This is a genomic window from Photorhabdus khanii NC19, from assembly GCF_000517265.1.
In the GTDB taxonomy this organism is placed as follows: Bacteria; Pseudomonadota; Gammaproteobacteria; order Enterobacterales; family Enterobacteriaceae; genus Photorhabdus; species Photorhabdus khanii.
The window spans coordinates 264,538-285,121 of record NZ_AYSJ01000017.1 but is presented as its reverse complement, the minus strand read 5'-3'; the positions used below and the strand labels follow the sequence as shown (position 1 = coordinate 285,121).

Annotated in this window: 20 protein-coding genes and 1 pseudogene; 6 read left to right on the top strand and 15 right to left on the bottom strand. The window is 42.9% G+C overall.

Features of this window, described 5'->3' with window-relative positions; all coding sequences use genetic code 11:
• Nucleotides 1–289: 289 nt before the first annotated feature.
• Nucleotides 290–487, bottom strand: coding sequence for a hypothetical protein (locus tag PTE_RS25900; protein WP_036850750.1), 198 nt, complete (start codon nucleotides 485–487; stop codon nucleotides 290–292).
• 754 nt (nucleotides 488–1,241) lie between these two features.
• On the opposite strand from PTE_RS25900, the gene PTE_RS22030 reads away from it, so the two are divergent.
• Nucleotides 1,242–1,856 (top strand): helix-turn-helix domain-containing protein, encoded by a 615-nt coding sequence (locus tag PTE_RS22030; protein WP_036850748.1) that lies wholly within the window; start codon nucleotides 1,242–1,244, stop codon nucleotides 1,854–1,856.
• The gene (locus tag PTE_RS22025; RefSeq protein ID WP_036850746.1) at nucleotides 1,857–2,750 is read left to right on the top strand and encodes a queuosine precursor transporter; all 894 of its coding nucleotides are present in this window, start codon (nucleotides 1,857–1,859) and stop codon (nucleotides 2,748–2,750) included.
• 269 nt (nucleotides 2,751–3,019) lie between these two features.
• On the opposite strand, the gene PTE_RS22020 is transcribed toward PTE_RS22025, so the two are convergent.
• From PTE_RS22020 to bioB, 6 genes are all read right to left on the bottom strand, one after another.
• On the bottom strand, nucleotides 3,020–3,940 hold the full coding sequence (locus PTE_RS22020) for a nucleotidyl transferase AbiEii/AbiGii toxin family protein (protein WP_036850744.1): 921 nt from the start codon (nucleotides 3,938–3,940) through the stop codon (nucleotides 3,020–3,022).
• Entirely contained in the window at nucleotides 3,933–4,466 is a 534-nt protein-coding gene (gene abiEi, locus PTE_RS22015; RefSeq protein WP_036850743.1) for a type IV toxin-antitoxin system AbiEi family antitoxin, read from the bottom strand. Before abiEi ends, PTE_RS22020 begins: the two co-directional genes overlap by 8 nt.
• Nucleotides 4,467–5,031: 565 nt before the next feature.
• On the bottom strand, nucleotides 5,032–5,712 hold the full coding sequence (bioD, locus tag PTE_RS22010; RefSeq protein WP_036850740.1) for a dethiobiotin synthase: 681 nt from the start codon (nucleotides 5,710–5,712) through the stop codon (nucleotides 5,032–5,034).
• Entirely contained in the window at nucleotides 5,705–6,472 is a 768-nt protein-coding gene (gene bioC / locus PTE_RS22005) for a malonyl-ACP O-methyltransferase BioC (RefSeq protein ID WP_036850737.1), read from the bottom strand. Before bioC ends, bioD begins: the two co-directional genes overlap by 8 nt.
• Nucleotides 6,456–7,607 (bottom strand): 8-amino-7-oxononanoate synthase, encoded by a 1,152-nt coding sequence (bioF, locus tag PTE_RS22000; RefSeq protein WP_036850734.1) that lies wholly within the window; start codon nucleotides 7,605–7,607, stop codon nucleotides 6,456–6,458. The genes bioC and bioF overlap by 17 nt, the downstream gene beginning before the upstream one ends.
• Nucleotides 7,607–8,644, bottom strand: coding sequence for a biotin synthase BioB (gene bioB / locus PTE_RS21995; RefSeq protein WP_036850731.1), 1,038 nt, complete (start codon nucleotides 8,642–8,644; stop codon nucleotides 7,607–7,609). Before bioB ends, bioF begins: the two co-directional genes overlap by 1 nt.
• Nucleotides 8,645–8,738: 94 nt before the next feature.
• Between bioB and bioA the strand changes: the two genes are divergently transcribed.
• Nucleotides 8,739–10,010, top strand: a complete 1,272-nt coding sequence (gene bioA, locus PTE_RS21990) for an adenosylmethionine--8-amino-7-oxononanoate transaminase (protein WP_036850728.1) — start codon at nucleotides 8,739–8,741, stop codon at nucleotides 10,008–10,010.
• Between the two features lie 288 nt (nucleotides 10,011–10,298).
• Here bioA and PTE_RS27410 read toward each other — a convergent pair.
• The 4 genes and pseudogenes from PTE_RS27410 to pgl form a co-directional block, all read right to left on the bottom strand.
• Nucleotides 10,299–10,418: pseudogene (locus PTE_RS27410) on the bottom strand (DUF6392 family protein); the annotation flags it as partial.
• A gap of 100 nt (nucleotides 10,419–10,518) precedes the next feature.
• Nucleotides 10,519–10,776, bottom strand: a complete 258-nt coding sequence (locus PTE_RS21980; protein WP_036850725.1) for a colicin E3-like toxin immunity protein — start codon at nucleotides 10,774–10,776, stop codon at nucleotides 10,519–10,521.
• An 8-nt stretch (nucleotides 10,777–10,784) separates the two neighbouring features.
• On the bottom strand, nucleotides 10,785–12,359 hold the full coding sequence (locus tag PTE_RS21975; RefSeq protein ID WP_071993023.1) for an S-type pyocin domain-containing protein: 1,575 nt from the start codon (nucleotides 12,357–12,359) through the stop codon (nucleotides 10,785–10,787).
• Between the two features lie 332 nt (nucleotides 12,360–12,691).
• Nucleotides 12,692–13,678, bottom strand: coding sequence for a 6-phosphogluconolactonase (pgl, locus tag PTE_RS21970; protein WP_036850722.1), 987 nt, complete (start codon nucleotides 13,676–13,678; stop codon nucleotides 12,692–12,694).
• 104 nt (nucleotides 13,679–13,782) lie between these two features.
• Here pgl and PTE_RS21965 point away from each other — a divergent pair, with 104 nt between their 5' ends.
• Entirely contained in the window at nucleotides 13,783–14,601 is an 819-nt protein-coding gene (locus PTE_RS21965) for a pyridoxal phosphatase (protein ID WP_036850720.1), read from the top strand.
• A 130-nt stretch (nucleotides 14,602–14,731) separates the two neighbouring features.
• On the opposite strand, the gene modC is transcribed toward PTE_RS21965, so the two are convergent.
• The 4 genes from modC to PTE_RS21945 all read right to left on the bottom strand — a co-directional run bounded on the left by modC (nucleotide 14,732) and on the right by PTE_RS21945 (nucleotide 17,653).
• Nucleotides 14,732–15,796, bottom strand: coding sequence for a molybdenum ABC transporter ATP-binding protein ModC (gene modC / locus PTE_RS21960; protein ID WP_036850717.1), 1,065 nt, complete (start codon nucleotides 15,794–15,796; stop codon nucleotides 14,732–14,734).
• Nucleotides 15,790–16,428: a molybdate ABC transporter permease subunit gene (modB, locus tag PTE_RS21955; RefSeq protein ID WP_241826139.1), complete on the bottom strand. Its 639-nt coding sequence runs from the start codon at nucleotides 16,426–16,428 to the stop codon at nucleotides 15,790–15,792. The genes modC and modB overlap by 7 nt, the downstream gene beginning before the upstream one ends.
• 70 nt (nucleotides 16,429–16,498) lie before the next feature.
• Nucleotides 16,499–17,269 (bottom strand): molybdate ABC transporter substrate-binding protein, encoded by a 771-nt coding sequence (gene modA, locus PTE_RS21950; RefSeq protein WP_036850714.1) that lies wholly within the window; start codon nucleotides 17,267–17,269, stop codon nucleotides 16,499–16,501.
• A gap of 249 nt (nucleotides 17,270–17,518) precedes the next feature.
• Entirely contained in the window at nucleotides 17,519–17,653 is a 135-nt protein-coding gene (locus tag PTE_RS21945) for an AcrZ family multidrug efflux pump-associated protein (RefSeq protein WP_071993025.1), read from the bottom strand.
• 183 nt (nucleotides 17,654–17,836) lie between these two features.
• Between PTE_RS21945 and modE the strand changes: the two genes are divergently transcribed.
• The gene (gene modE, locus PTE_RS21940; RefSeq protein WP_036851022.1) at nucleotides 17,837–18,628 is read left to right on the top strand and encodes a molybdenum-dependent transcriptional regulator; all 792 of its coding nucleotides are present in this window, start codon (nucleotides 17,837–17,839) and stop codon (nucleotides 18,626–18,628) included.
• A gap of 187 nt (nucleotides 18,629–18,815) precedes the next feature.
• Entirely contained in the window at nucleotides 18,816–20,291 is a 1,476-nt protein-coding gene (gene modF / locus PTE_RS21935) for a molybdate ABC transporter ATP-binding protein ModF (RefSeq protein WP_036850711.1), read from the top strand.
• The last annotated feature ends 293 nt before the right edge of the window (nucleotides 20,292–20,584 follow it).

Sequence of the window (20,584 nt, the reverse complement as noted above, 5' to 3'; positions counted from 1 at the left end):
GATATTAAAATAAATTAAAACAAAGACGAGAATAACATCAACCTTGACGAAAGCCGCGTATTTTCTTGCGTTACGCAACTTTTCTAAGCCTAATACACAAGGTTATCCACAGGAATAGTGGATAACTCTACAAACCCTATTAGCTGTACGAGGTTGCAGCATCATTCCACAAAAGAGGTATCCTCTACCAGTAAAAATTTTTACTGTTTTTTGACCAGCAACAAACCATACCGACTTCGCATCAGAATTTTTATTCAATAGGAAATAACCGGTAAACAGTTTTCCAGTATCACACCTGTTTACACCAGAAGAGATGGTGATAATTTTTCACCTGAGCAGAAATAAAGTAAATATTTCCATTTCGATAATGAGATTCATTACTGTTTTCAGCAACAGTAGACTCGATATCACCAATAACATTTTTGGCTATACTAATAAGTACTTGCCAGAAAAATAAAATCACCTTATTGATATGAGTAAAACTCATCTTTTAACTAGAATATAAAGTATATCCTTGATAAATAGATTAATTCACATCAGCATTCCCCTATTCGACAAGATAAGCCCCATTAGGGAGCTTTAAAAAAAACGATAGATACAAAAATATCAGATCTACACTGCCCTGACAAAATGTCCAATATTCTGCTGGCTATTTTCGATCGAAAGACCTACTTTGTACCTATCATCCACAATTTTAATCTATTGCTGTTCCCAAGCATTTTTTATATTGTCATTTCCCGGTGATTTAACTGTGTTACCATTTAATCAATTTACTAATTGAAGTCCTAATGTTTATTTCACTTCCTTATCTTACGGTGGTTCCCTAGTGCTAAAAGAAATAACCAGTTTTTAAACTCGAAGGTTGAAGTAGCTCTTCCCCGAGGGATTTATAATAGGAATAATATTTTGGTTGATGCTATCCAACTGCCAGAAAACACATCAACACAACTTAACATTATTGTAATGGAGCCCATAAAGTCAACATAAAAAGAAACATAAAGTTCATTTTTATGTAAACTTTATAATGCATCTCACTTAATACTATGATTTAACTTTTATTTTTAAAATATAAATGTAACTCCATGCGCATCTTCTGACACAAGATGTGCTAATATGAATAGTCATAAAAATAACATATTAAAGTAAAATCAATAAACTATTACAATGAGTGGCTTTCTCATACTGGACAATATTATTGAGTAATATATAGTTATGCAGTAATTTTCACATAAAGGATTTTTATGAAAACGTCTAATGCACAGCGAAAAACAAATATCATTAAGAATATAGAATATTTAATACGTACCCGTGGCGAAACCAAGAGTTCCTTTTCCAATCGAACAGGTTTAACCCGTACTACCATTTATAAAATTCTGGAAGGACAAGTTAATAACGTTCAACAATCTACCATCCTCCGGATCTCCGATTTTTTCGGTGTTTCCTGTGAAGAAATAGAAAATTATGACCTTGAACAACTAGAACGCCTCAATGAAACGCTTTCAACTGAAGGTAATAAAAACCCGTCAGCCATCCCCATCATTCCACAATCTGAATTTTTATCTGTTTCCGGGAAAAAAATAGGTCAGCTTGTTACTGAGTACCCGTTAACCTATTTCTTTGGCGATGAGTCAAATATGTTGGCAATTAAAGTCGAATCGGAAATAGGGGATACATTTATACCCGGTGAGGTGATCATCATAAAACGCCCTCCCGCGTTAGTCACTAACACCCCATTACTGTACTACTCTCAGGAAATCGGGTTCTTTATCCGGCAAGAGAAAGATGATGACAGCATAGACAGAAGATACCCCAAATACGCTCAATTTTTAGGCTATATCGTAGGAGAAAGGCTATAAATGACAGCAAACCAGAAATTTAAGTTATTGGGATTTACAAGGTACGGTAAATTATCAGCAAATATCATGGTACTCGCGACAGGCAAGACCATTACTATGGGGCTGAAAGAGCTGGTTGATAGTGATATTTCAGAAGATCTGAGCAGGCATGAACTCAGTACGCTATATCGGAAATTATACAGCCACAGCAACATTGTCACAGCTTATGAACTCGGGGATCGTCATGAGCGTTCATGGCAAGCATATTTACTCATCAGCGTCGCACTCAGTGTTATTTATATTTTCTCCACAATATGTGGCGTGAAGCCCATTCATGTCCCTATTATTAATATCGTCACTCCACCCGGCGTCTTTATTTACCCAATAACTTTCCTTCTGGTCGATATTTTAAACGAATTCTATGGGTTACGTCTGGCAAGAAGAACGATTATTATCTCCTTTGCAGCGAATTTACTGTTTGTTCTGGGGCTTTGGGCAACCGCATTGATGCCAGGTGTTCCCGGATGGGAGTTTGGTGTCACTTATAGTGGGATAATTAATAGTATCGTCTCGGTATTACTGGCATCATCTCTTGCTTATTTTATCTCTGAGAATATAAATTCGTATCTTCTTTGCAAAATAAAGTCTCTTACAAATTCAAAGTATCTTTTCCTCAGAGTAATAACAAGTACGGTCATCGCCTCGGCATTCGACAGTATAATATTCTGCTCAATTGCTTTTTATGGAGTTCTCGGTATCGATATCATAAAAGAAATGATTATTGCCCAATTTATCATTAAAGTCGTTTATTCTATTCTGGGTGTAGGCCCTATATATCTGGTAAGAAAGATATTCAGGAGTTATATAAACCAACCCACAGATGCCACGGTTAATAAAAAACTCGCTGAAGTATAAATAGAAGGTATACCTTAACACATAGATGAAATATTTACCTACATTGAGAATAACCCCAATTATGGAGAAATATACTGATATGGAGAGCCTATTTCCTTAGCGTTTGTCAAATCCACGATCAATGAAGTTGGCACAAGATGATGTTCCTATCCATGCCTCATGCTGATTTGCGTGATTGCGTGTTAGGTATGACGATTATCCTACAGGTGGATCAGGTGACGAAAAAAAGCCCGAATACGTCGGGCTAAGAATGTTTACAGGTTTAATCGTTACATTTTGAATGGAACGGTACGGGTCCCCAACGAGTACAACCCTTTTTGCACAGTTGTTAGCAATTCTTTTAGGATCGTTGTGAGATAGTGTAAAAAAGGATCCTGCCCGATAGTTCTGTTGTAAACGGGCGCGGGAATAAATCGTTTCATTTCGGTCTGGAAGTTACCGGAAGCAATAAGACTGTCGATAGAGTCCAATCGTGCCTGAACGAGTTTGTAAAAATCAGTAATACGATAATCTGATAGTTTGCTCTTGATCAGGTCTAAATCGGGCTCAACATCTTGCTGTTTCAGCCACACCAAATCCCACATATCGCGATGGCGAATGTGAGATGTTGTCACAGGGAACGAAATCAACTTATCCGCCATGATTTCAACCAATGTCTCGACCGATACGATGGTTTCGGAGTAGCCATCAGGCAGCACGGAGTAATTCCGCTTTAATGAACGCGCATCTCTTGTATATGCCGGAACGTTGGCGATCTCAATTTTGATGCGTTGCTTTGGTAAATCTCTTCTTTCCGGGGCTGTTGTGACGGAGATTTGCCATTTATCGATTTTCACATCGGCATACTCCGGCTCCTTTCGAAGCTCATTTGGTTCCTTCACCGTGACTTCAATCCCATAACGCGCCCCCAGGTAACTTTCCACGCTCTCCTTAATCCTGCTCATGTCCGCTGAACAAAAGTCACGGCCACCAGCAAAATCCAGATCTTCGCTGAATCGGTTGGAACTATAGCAGAGTCTTAATGATGTGCCGCCCTGAAAGGTAATATCCCTGAGCAAACCGTCTTTAGCGAGGCAAAACAGAATGTCATAGTGCAGCAGCTCTTTCTCCACTACAGGCCTGATGTTGGCAAGCCCATCTTGGGTAATGACCTCATCGACAAGGGCGTTAAAATTGACGTGCTCAGGCATGCGCAAATTCCTCCATTTGAACCAGATGCATGTTTCTTCCCACTCTTTTCAAGTCACGAAGAGCGGTTTCTTTTCTTGCGATGCGCAGTGGCCCCCGGTTTTCCAATGTTCCTTTCAGAATTTCGCTTGGCTCCCTGCTGGTGTGGGTGATCTCAATAACTCCCCACGGCGTTTCAAACTCTCCCGACCTACCAGTAGACATAATCGTCAGTCGGTCGATAGGAATTTGTGAAATCAGGCCATACTGAGACAACGCCGATTCCAGGCTGACGTAATTGTATTCGCCACGACGGATATTTATTGCAATTGTCTCCAGCGGATAAGACCCCAGACCATCCCGCGCATACGCATAAACACCTTTAGTGATACGGACTAGCAGTCCAGCATTGATGAGGCGATCAATAGATTTTTGCAATGTCCGAGGGAGGTCGTCAGCAAAGATAACTTCCAAATCCCGCAAAAGGAAAATACGTTTTCCCATTTTGCTGAACTTATCTAATGTGTTAATTGCTGTAATCCTATCCATTCCATTATCTCCACAGCTATACCCTTGATATGGTTTTTTTGTGTGTAGATGGCTATCATACCAATTACATATCTACACAAAAACCCCTTTTATGGTTTTTTTGTGTAAAGATAGTATAATAAGGGGGAACGCGGCAGGGTTATATGATGATTTGAAAACCCGATTTGAACATGGGTATCCGGGGATAAGATTATGTGAAGAAACGGATCACTATTTGACCGAGGCTATTGCAGCATAAGTGCTCCATAGATTTTATGCTCTCGTGACTGCTCGCTGCCGCTCTACTCTACTTCACGTCCGGTTGCATGAGAGCCTGTGGGTGAGATCCCCTCAGGCCACTTCAACCTGTTGGTTGGCGGTTGGCTATTTTGATTTTACTACCGGGAAGTTCCGACTGGCATTGAAGTATTGGCGGTGTTGCATCAGACGCAAGATCCACATAACCATCGATAATGAAGAGCATAAAACGTGGGGTACTTTATTTAATTCGCGATAAAATAAGCAATTAAACTTTTTAATCAAATGCTTGAGTGAGTTACCCATAGATTTATGCTCTCCGAATAATTCAATTAACCAGTAATTTAAAATCTATATATTCACCTGAATAATTAAGATATTCTTGCGTTAAATGAGGAATAGTCCCCAATAAAGGCGCAGGCAGCATGCGTTTTAATGTCGCCAGATATTCTTTCTGACGCTGGCTTGCAGGTTCAACTTCATTCGCTATCCAACCCGCGAAATATAATCCTGAACCTCTGATAGCCTCTGCGGTGAGTATCGCATGATTAATACAGCCAAGTTTCACACCCACGGTCAGAATAACCGGTAATTGCTCTTTAATCACCCAGTCAGCAAAAGTCGCCGATTCCGATAAAGGAGTATGCCAACCACCCGCGCCTTCGACTAAAACCCAGTCGGCTTTCTTTTCCAGATGATGCAGCCCCGCAGACATAATAGAAAAATCAATAGGTTGATTTAAATCAGCGCTAACAATATGCGGTGATGTCGCTTCAACAAATACCAGCGGATTCACTTCATCATATTGTAAAGGCAAAGAACTGTTTGCCAATAATGCCAGTGCATCCGCATTACGGACACCTTCCGGTGTTATTTCACTGCCGGAAGCGACGGGTTTATAACCTGCTGTTTTATATCCTGCTTTAGTCGCAGCCTGTAGCAAAGCACAACTGACAACTGTTTTACCTACTTCGGTATCTGTACCCGTTAAAAACCAGCGCTTAGTCACGATAAATCACTCCAAAAACAACCTGATAACTGAGAGGTAAATGTTTATCTTCCCGTGGGTAAGCCTGCTCCAAAGCAGTCAACCGTCCACGGGTCATCAGCCCCTGCTGTCGTCCACAATGAAGATGAGTCGCCCCAATCCCTTTCAGGGAACCCAATAGCGGCAATATATGCGGATATTGTTGGCGGTAAACCTGACTAATAAGACGATGCCGGAAATCCTGACAGGCATCCTTAATCATCGGCTGTGGCAGAAAATGATTAATATGCTGATAGTTATCAACTGCACTCCAGGCTTGCTGCAATTCATGTAATGAACCTTTGGCCAATGTGGAAAACAGAATCAATCCTCCAGGGCGGGTTACCCGATAAAGCTCGGTTAAAACACAAGATAAATTATCGCACCATTGAACAACCAAATTACTGAAACAGATATCAACACTGCTGTCAGCAAGCCCTAAATGCTCAATATCTCCTTGCAGGTAATAATCTGCTGCTTGTCTTTCACGGGCATGAGCTAACATCCCCGATGCCAAATCAAGCGCGATAACCTGCCTCCCTTGTTGCCGCCAGCGGTGACTAAAAAAACCGGTACCACAACCAGCATCCAAAACTAACCTGCCAGAATGTCCACTGGCTTGTTGCATGAGGAATTCGCCCGTTTGCTGCTGTAATTTTGCTACTACATCATAATTAGCAGCAGCACGCCCAAATGCTCCGGCAATAGCCTGCTTATCGACAGATTCAGCTACAGAACCCATATAACGCCTCCGTCAATATATTAATATCTTGCTGCGTATGGCTGGCCGTCAGAGTAATACGTAATCTGGCACTGCCTGGCAGTACTGTCGGAGGACGAATCGCTTTAACCCAAATTCCTTTTTGTTGCAAATATTGAGATAAAGACACACTCAACTCATTATCACTCACAATCAATGGCTGAATCGCCGTAACTGAACCTGTCAGGTTGAATGGCAGTTTCTGTGCCTGCTGGCGGAAGTCATCAATATTTTGCTGCAACCGTTGGCGCAGCTCATCACCAGATTGTATCTGCCGGACCGCTTCAGAAATCGCCATTGCCTGCGCCGGAGGCATAGAAGTGCTGTAAATAAGATGACGGGCGTACTGAATTAGATATTCTGCCGTCTGCTCATCGCAAAGTACCGCCGCACCACTCAACCCAAACGCTTTGCCAAAAGTGACAATTAAAATCTCCGGTTTTACTTTCTGCTGCCAACAACTTCCCCGGCCCTGTTCACCACAGACCCCAATACCATGTGCATCATCCACCATTAACCAACCACCCGAAACACGGGTTTGCTGATAAATATCGGCCAGCGGGGCGCAGTCACCATCCATACTGAACACCCCCTCGGTCATCACCAGTGTTTTCCCAACACAAGGTTTTGCCAGTAAATCCGCAAGTGATTCAGGTTGATTATGGAGGAAACGACGTAGTTGAGCAGGTGAATGCATAGCAGCTTCCATTAATGAAGCATGACTCAGCCGATCGGCAATAATCCGATCCATTTTCGTCATTAACGCTGCAATTACCCCCTGATTAGCAGAATATCCTGAAATAAAGAGCAACGCTTTTGGATAACCCAGCCAGTCAGCCAATTGTTGTTCCAACTGCCGATGAGCGTTTGTATAACCCGTAATATGGCCTGAACCCCCACTGCCAACACCATATTGTTCAGCCCCTTGCTGCCATGCGGAAATGACTGCCGGACTTGCGCTTAACCCCAGGTAATCATTACTGGAAAAATTAAGATATTTGCCTTCATTGGTATACAGGAAACGCCCATCTGATTTCTGATTAACCTGCCGCTGACGCCATAGAGAAGAGTCCCGACGCTCAGACAATTGCCGGGAAAGATACGCTGACCAGTCCATTATAATGCCGCATTATAAAATTGTTCGTTATCGGCATTGATGATGGCTTCTGCCAGGTGCTGTTGCTGCTGATTATCACCGAATGCTGTTTGAGTCTGTTGAGGGTTAATACCCAATTTACGGAACAGTTGTAAATCCTTATCTTCACCAGGATTAGGCGTAGTCAACAGCTTACAACCATAGAAAATAGAATTGGCACCCGCCATAAAACACATTGCCTGCGTCTGCTCATTCATCTGTTCACGACCTGCGGATAACCGGACATGAGAAGCTGGCATCATGATCCTGGCAACCGCGATCGTGCGGATAAAATCAAAAGCGTCTACATCTTCGTTATCAGCCAACGGAGTGCCTTTGACTTTTACCAGCATGTTAATGGGGACACTTTCCGGTGGTTTTGGCAGGTTTGCCAGTTGTACCAATAACGCAGCTCGATCACGGATTTCTTCACCCAAGCCGACGATACCACCAGAGCAAACTTTTATTCCCGCATCCCGCACCTTATCAAGCGTATCCAACCGGTCCTGATAGGTCCGGGTCGTAATGATGTTGCCATAAAACTCCGGTGAAGTATCAAGGTTGTGGTTGTAGTAATCTAATCCCGCTTCCGCCAACCGCTGCGCTTGTGAACCCTCGAGCATGCCAAGCGTCATGCAGGTTTCCATCCCTAATGCTTTGACTTCCTTAACCATTTTTTCCAGATAAGGCATATCCCGTTCATGAGGGTTTTTCCACGCGGCACCCATACAAAAACGTGTTGAACCTGCGTTTTTAGCCTTACGGGCAGAATCAATCACTTTCTCCACCTCCATCAACCGCTCTTTTTCAAGACCAGTTTTATAGCGGGAGCTTTGCGGGCAATATTTGCAATCTTCCGGACAAGCACCCGTTTTGATGGAAAGTAATGTACTGACCTGTACCTGCTGCGGGTCAAAATACATACGGTGAATCTGTTGTGCTTGAAATAATAATTCGAAAAAAGGTTTATCAAACAGTTCTTGCGCCTGCTTAATTGTCCATTGCTTACGTTCAGTCACAATGACATCTCCAGTGTGAAAAAAGTCTCGTCAGTTTAAATAATGTCGTTATACTGTCAACTTATTTTAAATAAATTAGTTTACATATAGCCTTATGACTTCTTCCGATATTGAATTTGATCTGCGCCATATCTGGCATCCTTATACCTCTATGACCAAACCACTTCCGGTTTATCCTGTTGTCAGTGCCTCTGGTGTGGAACTGGAACTTACTGATGGCCGTAAGCTGATAGATGGCATGTCTTCATGGTGGTCTGCCATTCATGGATATAATCATCCGATACTGAATCAGGCAGCTAAGACTCAGATTGATAAAATGTCCCATGTCATGTTTGGCGGAATTACACATCCATCCGCAATCGCACTTTGCCGGCAATTAGTGGACATTACGCCACCATCGCTTGAGTGCGTCTTTCTGGCTGATTCAGGTTCTGTTGCGGTGGAAGTGGCCCTGAAAATGGCGTTGCAATACTGGCAGGCAAAAGGTGAGAAACGTCAGCGTATTCTGACATTACGTCACGGTTATCACGGTGATACGTTCGGTGCTATGTCTGTCTGTGATCCCGACAATTCGATGCATAATCTCTACAAAGGTTATCTGCCACCACATCTGTTTGCCGAATCACCTGAATGTGGATTTGATTCTCTTTGGGATGAACGGGATATCATTTCATTCCGTACTTTGCTGGAGCAGCATTCCAGTGATATTGCCGCGGTTATTCTGGAACCGATTGTACAAGGTGCCGGAGGAATGCGGATTTATCATCCTGAATATCTGCGCCAGGTCAGAATGCTCTGTGAGCAGCATCAGATTCTGTTAATTGCCGATGAAATTGCCACCGGTTTTGGCCGCACAGGAAAATTGTTTGCTTGTGAACACGCTGAAATTGAACCGGATATTTTATGTGTGGGAAAAGCGCTGACTGGCGGCTACATGACGCTATCAGCAACACTGACAACCCGTAAAGTAGCCGAAACGATCAGCAATGGTGAAGCTGGCTGTTTTATGCACGGTCCAACGTTTATGGGAAACCCATTAGCGTGTGCCGTAGCAGAAGCCAGTTTGAAATTGTTGCTAGAAAGCTCTTGGCAACAGCGCATTAAATCGATTGAAAGCCAATTAAGCACTGAGTTGATGCCATTAAAATTACATGTAAAAGTGGCTGATGTTCGGGTATTAGGCGCCATTGGGGTGGTGGAGATGAAACAACCGGTGAATATGGCGGTGTTACAACACCATTTTGTTTCTGAAGGTGTCTGGATAAGGCCATTTGGTAAACTGATTTATCTGATGCCACCTTATATTATTCAACCAGAGCAGCTTTCATGTCTGACAGAGGCTGTTTTCAAGGCAATTAATTTGTAATTTACTGTTAGTGATTTTCTCCCGCCACCCATTCTGCGGATATGGCGGGAAAACGCTTTAATACCCATCTGTTCGGATAATATTTTTTTACGTGCGGGTTTCTTTTAAACTCTCTATTAATGGTTTATGATTTTCGATTAAATAAAATTAACTCTCCTTTTGAAAAGCTGTATTTATTAAGTTAAATCCGTTCTTGATATAAAAGCTTTAATAGGGTTAATGTAATTTCTTTTAAATTCTTCCCCTCGCGATAAAACGCTAGCCCTCATCTTTTACCATTTATAATTAAATAACCTCATCACCCGGAAAACCATTTGGTTTAGTTTTATAAAGAATTAATCCCTCATCAAAAATTTCTTGATAAGATTTACCCAGACTATTTATTAATACTTCTACATTGACCATCATTAAATTCATACTCAAAATATGCCGTACAGTGGAACAAAAACTCTGTCAAACACGGATAGTGGTTTGTTGCTCACTATCCCACCATCCGCTGAATCTCTGTTCACCACAAGTCTCGATAATCAAAAGAGATTTGATAATCATAAGCTGATAAATCAATTTGATGACAAAAGTGAGGCTGTAAAGCGCTCACCCATTTAAATTCCACATCAAAGCCGCCGTTATTTATATTATCTTCTGTTGATATTCCCAATCCACTAGCCATAACATCAGCATTATCTCCAAAATCCTTGGAATACTCACACCCTTCCCCTAATTCTGTTTGTTTATTAAACCACTCCAATCTTAATTTCAATCCCATTATATACCTCACAAATACTGTTTAATGTTTCGTCCTTTGACAGCAGATTTTAACTCTTTCCCAGTCTTATAATCTACAGAGCAAAGGTGTTCACCATCACTTACCCGGTAAACCTCCAATTCACCATGTTGAGAGTCCCATTCATAAATTCGGCGGCCTTTGCTATCGATCCATCTATCTCGTTTACCACCTCCGCTTTGTTTTGGAGTTTTTTTCTTAGCTGACCGTAACCCAGAAACCCCAGTAATTTCCTCTGTTTTTGGGGCTGGATGATAGTCGTGTCCATCTTGAGGCAATCCATTTCTAGGTTTACTCAAATACACATATACCGGAGGCATATTCGGGATCGGGAAGATCAGAATATAATCGCGGAAATCCTTTTCTTCCGGCATCGGCAATGATTCAATATCACTGCCCACTTTTTCAGGGATTGGTAACACGATGATTTGCGACGGAATAAACGACCGTTCTTCATTCCCGGTATGGGCTGGAACCTGAAACTCCTGTTCGTTCGGCGTCCATAATATCGTTGGCCGATTTTCTCCCGGCTCCCAGAATTCATAATTACCGGTGGTCCGATTCAGCCTCATCATACGAACCGGCACTTTATCCAGACCACTTTCCGGGCCGACGTGATACCCCTGAACCGTCATCCTGCCGCTTTTTTCATCTCTGATCCAGCGGAAACGCACACGCGTCGGGGCTTTGCCAAACTGTTCAGCAATTTCACTCAGGCGATAGCAGTTTAAGTAGTCCTCTTCGCCTTCATTCAGTCTCGGTGAATAAAACAATCCCATTAACCCGACCGTCAACGGATTTGGGGCCGCCAGCCAACGCCCGGAGCTGGCAGCACCACCGCCAATGTAACGCATCACCAGCGCTTCGCCATCCGCTGCCACGCTTCGGGTGGTGGCCGCCACTGCCGTAGCCGCCGCTTCAGCCTGCTCCTTTCCACCACGAAACCACCGCTTATACCACGGCAATTTTTTATCCTGCGGCTTATCCGGTTCAGATGGGTGTTTTTTGCCCTGAGGAGGCGGTTCAGGCTTTTGCGCCGCTACCGGAGCGGGAGATGACGGCACCTGATATATCCCCATTCTGCCAAAGTTATTCGCGGGTTCAGCTTCGGTTCCGGCATCCGTACAGCCTTTGCCTCGCTGGCAGGATTTGGTAAACACCGGTATCGGTGGTGGCGGGGACTGCGTCACTGGCGGTTCGGGTTGAGCGCTTCCCGCTTCCTTCACCGGTGAAGAGACATTCTGCGCCGCCATATTAGCAGGCGCGACAGCCCGGTCAGCAGACTCTTCCTGCTTCTCATAACTGTCCATCACGGAATTAATCAGCCTGGCCCGACAGGGGCAGGTGCTGACACTATCTAATGTGCCCGCCAATCGTCGTCCCATGCTAAACATGCTGGGTACACCCCCGGCAATCATGTAAGTACCGGAATGTTTACCACAGGTGACGTGATCCCCTTCACGCGCTGTTGCCCGCCCGTTAAATGTCATGGTCTGGTCACCGGTGATAATGACGCCACCACAGGTCGTTTTATCACCAACGAGCAGATAATAGCCTTTTGCCATTCTATTTACCTCTCCATGGTTTTACAGTACGAAGAGTAGGTCTAACTGAAATCGTCATCATGTTCTTACCACTTATAGGCTAATAGATGATCAATAGTGCAATGGATTTCACTTAGAAAGATATAGGAATATTCCGAAAGTTATAGTAGTTAGGCCGATTAATTCTGGTAACTCATCATGTTTTATAACATTTTGAATACAATTTTTCAGCACAGGTGGGCATCACAAATCTCAGTTTAAAGTGCTGACCAAAAGGCCGGCACTTTGTCATTAATCTGAGATGTATTTACATCTGTCTATTATCGCCGTAACACACAGCAATTTTCTCAAACTCAAAGAGCTAACACTGTCACCCACATAGGCGCTTTACCAACGGGATAACGCGCTAACTCAGTTAATTTACCGGTATATTTATCAATAGCAGAAACCAAGATATGGTCAGATTTCTGACCGGATGCAATCAGGTATTTTCCACTATGGTCAATAGCAAAACCACGCGGCTGAGTTTCGGTTTTATAGTGCCCTGCCAAAATCAAATTAAAACCATCTTGTGAAATAATAAAATGGCTAATCAAACTTGTAGTACGATCACAGGTATAAAGGTGACGACCATCCGGTGTAATATGAATATCCGCCGACCAACGAATACCGGCCAAATCTTCCGGCAATGAATCAATGGTCTGAATAATCCGGTATTTCTCCCATTTGTGATAAACATCCACGGTAGAATCCAGTTCATTAATACAGTAAATCACCTGCTGATTCGGATGGAATGCCATATGACGAGGGCCAGCACCCGTTGCGGTAACAATTTCTTCAGCGCGCTTTTCTGTCAGATAACCCTCTTCTGTCATCTCAAAAATACGGATGCGATCTTCTTTCAGACAAGGTACTAATAGCTGTTTATTATCCCAATCAATATTGGCTGAATGCGGTGCTTGCAAGCCTTCAATAATCTGAACAGGCGCGCCTGCAATACCTTGCTCGTCAATTGGGCTGATACTCAAATTGTTATAACTGTAGGAAACAGAGAACAGAAAACAGCCTTGCCTGTCAGTAGCGATATGTGTCGGGCTACCCGGTATTGGTGAAATTCCCTGCTGTACCAGCTTCCCATCAGAACCAATCTGGTAAGTGACAATACTGAATTGTGGCCGGATCCCAACATAAAGATGCTTGCGATCCGGGCTAACCACCATTGGCTGTACTTCTCCCGGAACATCAACTGTCTGAATTAATGATAACTCACCTTCATTATTCAGGTTCCAAACATGAATCTGACGACTGTTTGGACTCGCGGTATAAACCACCTGTTTCATCTTCACTCCTTTAATTATTCGTTAAGCTCACCGTACAATTGGTTTAATTTTATTCAGTTCCAATGTAATATCTTTTACATTATATATAGTTATGAGGCTAATCTATGTCATATCGCGTCATTGTTTTGGATCTGGACGGTACGTTACTGAGTCCTCAAAAGAATATCCTGCCGGAATCACTCGCTGTACTGAATGAAGCCCGTAAAGCCGGTGTTAAGGTGCTGATTGCAACTGGCCGCCATCATGTCGCTATCCACCCTTTTTATCAGGCTTTGCAACTCGATACGCCTGTCATCTGCTGTAATGGGACGTATCTGTATGATTATCATGAGAAGAAAATATTAGCCTCAGACCCACTGTCATCTCAGGAAGCGATAAAAGTTCTCGCCCACTTAAGCAACACCGATATTCAACGTCTGATGTATGTGGATGATGCCATGTTATATGAAGAACTGCATGACACAATTACCCGCACCATGAAATGGTCTGACACCTTACCTGAATCTCAACGCCCAACTATGCGGCATGTCAGTAGTTTTCAGCATGCTATTGGTGAAGTGCAGTCTATCTGGAAATTCGCTACCTGTTCCCCTGATTTAGTAAAGCTACGTGAAGTGACTGAACAGATCGAAAATGACATCGGTCTTGCCTGTGAATGGTCATGGTTTGATCAAGTGGATATTACCAAAAAAGGCAACAGTAAAGGCATGCGTTTGAAACAGTGGATTGAATCACAGGGAATGAGCATGCAGGATGTTATCGCCTTTGGTGACAACTTTAATGACCTGAGCATGCTGGAAACCGCCGGACTCGGTGTTGCTATGGGTAACAGCGTCGATGCTGTCAAAGAACGGGCCGATTTGGTGACGCTGGATAATACTCAACCAGGGATCGCCGAAATTATTCGCAAACATGTCCTTTAATTTCTTGCCTGATTAACGATATCCATAAATCACACTCGGGGGCAATCCCGCATGGGAGCCCCTTGTTATTCCAAACAATCTTCTTTCTTCCAACTGACAACCTGTTTATTCATTTATGAAAAATCAGATTCTACAATTGCCGATTAAGAGAAACGCTCTTTATTTGGGCATACAACCATTGCCCCTGTCGCAAATTCAGTTCATCCTTTGCCCACGGAGTAATTCTTGCCCATAAACAATGACCACTCAGCGTCAGTTTGACATCGACCTGCCCATCATCATCAAAAAATTCAACCACTTTCACAGCCAAAATATTGCGGATACTACTACCGCGAGGCGGTTCCAGTACTAGTGAAACATCTGAAGCATCTATTCTGATACGCAAATCAGTTCCCGGTTGAGCATCAATTTTAGGCAGCCATAAAGCCTGATCAGCGAACGCCACCGCTGTCATTTCATAACGATTATGATGTTCAACCATTGAAACGTTCAGAATGCTGCTGAGCGTCTCTTTTTGTAACCAGGGACGCAGTGCGCTGCTAGCCCAAACCTCGGCTAATTTCCCTGTCGCCCTGACTTTCCCGTTATCCATTACGATCACATTTTCAGCCAGGCGAAGGATTTCATCCAAATTATGGCTAACATACAAAATCGGGATTTTGACATTTTGAGAAAGCCTTTCAAGATAAGGCAAAAGTTCGCGTTTACGCGGGAGATCCAAAGATGCCAATGGCTCATCCATTAACAGCAATTCAGGTGCCGTCAATAAAGCGCGACCAATAGCAACCCGCTGTTTTTCACCACCGGACAGGGTAAGAGGAAAACGGGATAGCAGGTGCTCAATTCCCAACAAATGAATAATGCTGTCAAACTCCGGTTTCATCACCGAAGACATTCCGTATTGCAGATTGCCTTTTACCCGGTAATGAGGAAACAGCCGGGCATCCTGAAAGACATAACCTATACGGCGTTGCTCTGGTGGCAAGCAAGTCCCTTTTTCAATATCCACCAATACATGATCATTGAGAACAACCCGCCCTTTCTGTGGACGTAGCAAACCAGAAATAACATTTATCAGTGAAGTTTTTCCCGCACCTGAAAGGCCAAAAACAGCCGTAATTCCCTCAGAGGGTAACTGCGTGTCAACCTGTAAATGAAGATCACCAAGTTGTTGTTCAAAATCCAGCTCTAACATGTTGCTCCCAGACGTTTCCTTCCCCAACGGGTTAGCCATTCAGAAATCATCAATGACATCAAAGCAAGAATAATGGCAATAATACATAAACGAGCCGCGGCAGTTTCTGCTCCAGGCGTCTCAATCAGAGTATACATTGCCAAAGGTATTGTCCGCGTTTCACCCGGAATATTAGATACAAAGGTGATGGTTGCACCAAACTCCCCCAATGAACGGGCAAATGCCAGAATAATACCAACAATAATCCCAGGCAAAGAGAGCGGCAATGTAATCGTAAAAAAGACCCTGAACGGATTTGCCCCCAAGGTACGGGCAGCCTGTTCCAACCGCCGATCAACACCTTCCAACGCCAAACGTATCGCCCTGACCATCAGCGGAAAAGCAACAACCGCAGAAGCCAACGCAGCACCACGCCAACTGAATGCAATGCTGATGCCAAACCAGTCATATAGCCATTCACCAATAAATCCACGACGCCCCATACTGATCAACAGTAGATACCCCACTACCACTGGCGGTAACACCAATGGCAGATGAATAATACTGTCAAGTAATGATTTACCCGGAAACCGGAAACGAACCAGAATCCATGCCATCAAGATCCCAAACGGCAAGCTAATTAACACCGCCATACCTGAAATTTTCAGACTCAGGATGATGGCTTGCCATTCATATTCACTTAATATCTCCAAAAGCCTATTCCTAAAGTGGGCGAAAACCGTAACGTTTAAAAATTGCAGCGGCCTCAGGGGTTTTCAGATAGTCATAAAAACCAAGCACTGCGGGATTATTATGAGCTTTGATGATCGCCATAGGATATTCAATAGGCTTGTGGCTCTCTGCCGGGAAAATCCCCACAACTTTGACTTTATCACTGGCAACAGCATCTGAAGCATAAACAATCCCCAATGGAACTTCTGCACGTTCCACCAGCGCCATACCACTGCGCACATTACTGGTGCGAGCCAGCAGAGGATTAACCGTCTCCCATGCCCCCAAATATTGCAGCGATTGTTTAGCATAGATACCTACCGGAACATGATCTGGATCACCGACGGCAAGACGGCCATCAGCCAATAAAGATTTCCATTGGGTCTCTTTATTAATGTTAATTTTATTAAGTTTGCTCTCTTTCGGTGCAATCAGAACCAGTTGATTTCCTAAAATAGTAAAGCGAGTTTTATCAATAATCAGTTTCTTCCCAGCAATGTAATCCATCCACTGTTGGTCAGCGGAAATAAAAATATCTGCCGGAGCACCTTGTTCAATCTGGCGAGCCAAAGTAGAAGATGATGCATAGGAAGCCACCACGTCACCTTTCTTTTCTTGCTTATATTGTATCGAAATATCGTCAAGTGCATTGGTCAGTGAGGCAGCAGCGAATACGGTGACTTTCTCCGTAGCCCATGCTTGCCACGTCAAAGTAAAAGAAACAATAACTCCCGCTAACAGTTTAGCAAAACTCTTCTTCATTTGTTTTCCACCTGCGTAATTACCAATTAGTTCGCTGTATATAACAAGATATAGCGCTGAATGGAAGACTATCTCATTAATAATCGGCAAATTGTGAGCAACTTTTACTATCTGATTTCATTTGAAGCAAAATGCTGTAATAGAAAAATAAGATAAATAAAATAAACTGATTATGATTAATTAAGACAAATTACCCGGTGAATCACCGGGTAATCAGAATGGCATCTGGTGTACAAAGAAATATTAGTTCTACTTCTCAGAATGACCAATACGGGAAATGATATTAAACAATTCCCCAAGGCCATAAATTAAACCCAAGATTCCGACCATCACTACCGGTACCATGACCAGGGCAAAGGCCATACTTTTAATCAATTCAAACATGGTAGCCTCACATAGTGGCTCATTAAATGAGCCGGCAACATAACACATTTTTAACCATAGCGGGTAATAGCGCTATAATTAGTACCATTCTAGACAAAGACAAACAACTGTAACCGGCTAAACGTGCGTTTTTCCCGGTTATCCAACAAAAATTTACGATTTTATTTCCTGAAAAAAACAATTATGCAAGCCGAAATTCTATTAACACTGAAATTACAGCAACGGTTATTCGCAGACCCACGCCGAATCTTATTACTGAAACAGATTAAAGCAACGGGTTCTATCAGCCAGGGGGCAAAGCTGGCTGGCATCAGTTATAAAAGCGCCTGGGATGCCATCAATGAAATGAACCAGTTAGCAGATGAAACAATGGTGGATCGTGCTACTGGTGGTAAGGGCGGCGGCGGGACGAATCTTACCCGTTATGGTGAACGTTTGTTACAACTTTATGATTTGCTGTCACAAATTCAACAAAAAGCCTTTGATGTGCTGAAAGATGATCTCCTTCCCCTCGATAGCTTATTGGCTGCGATTTCCCGTTTTTCTCTGCAAACCAGCGCCCGTAATCAATTCTTTGGCACAATTACTGACCGTGACCATAATCAGGTGCAGCAACATGTCCGCATATTGCTGGCAGATGGTCAAACATCACTGAATGCAGCATTGACAGAGCAGAGTGCTGACCGTCTGGATCTGATAAAAGGTAAGGAGGTATTGGCTTTGATTAAAGCGCCCTGGATAACATTGACGAAAGAGCAACTTCCCGACAATCATTTTGACAATGCCCTGACAGGCCAGGTTAGTAAAATCGAAACTGGTGAAAAGAGCACAGAAGTTCTTATCGTTCTTGATGGTGGTGAAACCCTCTGTTCTACTCTGACTAATCAAAACGCGGATAAACTGAAACTACACCTTAAAGATAAAATCACTGCTCTTTTCAATGCTGATCAAGTGATTATTGCAACTCTTTGTTAAAAATTGACACTATTATCACTGAATCATTCGGAATATCCGGGGACATTATGAAGTTGTGTACCTCACATATCCCCTGATATCTGACATTAAATGTTATTTGAAAGTTAATTAAAAGTTAATATTGACATTCAGCGTCATTCCGCTTATTTGTGAGAAGATATTTGCGTTGCTTAAAAAGGAATAAAAGATGTCTGAATTGCAAATAACGCAAGGCTGTTTCCGTTTAAGTGATACTCAAACCTTGCAATTACCGTCACTAAAAATTTCCTCTGGTGAAAATTGGGCTTTTGTTGGTGCTAACGGTAGTGGAAAATCATCATTGGCCCGTGCGCTGTCAAATGAATTAGTACAGCTTTCCGGCGAGCAAAATTGCTCATTTCGCACATGTGCCTGCGTCTCTTTAGAACAATTACAAAAACTGACTGAGGAAGAATGGCAACGCAATAATACTGATATGCTGAGTGACGATGAGGATGACACCGGCCTCACTGCGGCAGAAATTATTCAACTTCATCATAAAGATAATGAGCTTTGTCTGGAACTGGCAAAACAGTTCGGTATTATGGATTTACTTTCCCGTCGTTTTAAATATCTTTCTACCGGCGAAACCCGAAAGACATTGCTTTGCCAGGCATTAATGGCTGCACCTGATTTACTGATCCTTGATGAACCTTTTGATGGCCTTGATGCATTTGCCCGTGGTCAACTCGCTGAATTACTGGAAACATTGTCAGCAAAAGGTATCGTTTTGGTGCTTATCCTTAACCGGTTTAGTGAAATCCCAGGTTTTGTTGATCAAATTGGTGTACTGGCAGATTGCCATCTGACATCTGCTGGCATAAAAGAAAAAGTGATGGCAGATCCACTGGTTGCTCAACTGGTGCACAGCGAAAAACTTAACGGTATCCATTTACCAGAAGCGGATGAATGTCGTCTTGATGATCAGCTACCTCCTGACCAACCTTTAATTATCTTGCGTAATGGTGTGGTTCAGTATAACGAACAACCCATTTTGCACGGGCTGGATTGGCAGGTAAACCCGGGTGAACACTGGCAGATTATTGGTCAAAACGGCGCTGGAAAATCAACCCTCCTGAATCTGATTACCGGAGATCATCCCCAAGGCTACAGTAATGAATTGATTCTGTTTGGTCACCAGCGCGGTAGTGGCGAAACGATTTGGGATATCAAACGCCATATTGGCTATATCAGTCACAGTATTCATCTGCAATACCGTGTCAGTACCAGTGTTCGTAATGTGATTCTGTCCGGCTTCTTCGATTCAATCGGTCTTTATCAGGCAGTATCCGATCGCCAGCAACAACTTGCCGATGAATGGCTGGCTTTGCTGGGATTATCTGCTCAGATTGCCAACGGCCCGTTTCACAGCCTTTCATGGGGACAACAACGGCTGGTTCTGATAGCTCGTGCGCTGGTTAAACATCCGGCTTTACTGATTCTTGATGAACCTCTGCAAGGGCTTGATCCACTCAACCGTCAGTTAATATTACGTTTTATTGATATCATGATTGCTGACGGTGATACTCAGCTGCTGTTTGTTTCTCATCATCAGGAAGATGCTCCGCAATGCATTACTCACCGGCTGATATTTATTCCTGACGGTGACATCTATCGTTATAAAACAGAAAGAATCAATCATTAAAGTATTAAAATGAGATTAATACTGAAACAAAAGCCAGCATTGCAAAGTGTGCCTATGTCAACCTCGTAGCAATACATATGCAAGCATGCTGGCTTTATCTGTTCGTAATAATTTAAAGTGTCAAGAAAGTTAATTAACATAAAAATACCCGCCGTTAATCTTTTCTCCGTAAAATAATTTAATTTTATAAATGACAGATTTAACTATAAAAATATTAATCTAATATAGCCAAAAATAATGACAACAATCCCTTAGTCATTTACCTTTAAATGAAGACTTTATTCACTTAACAA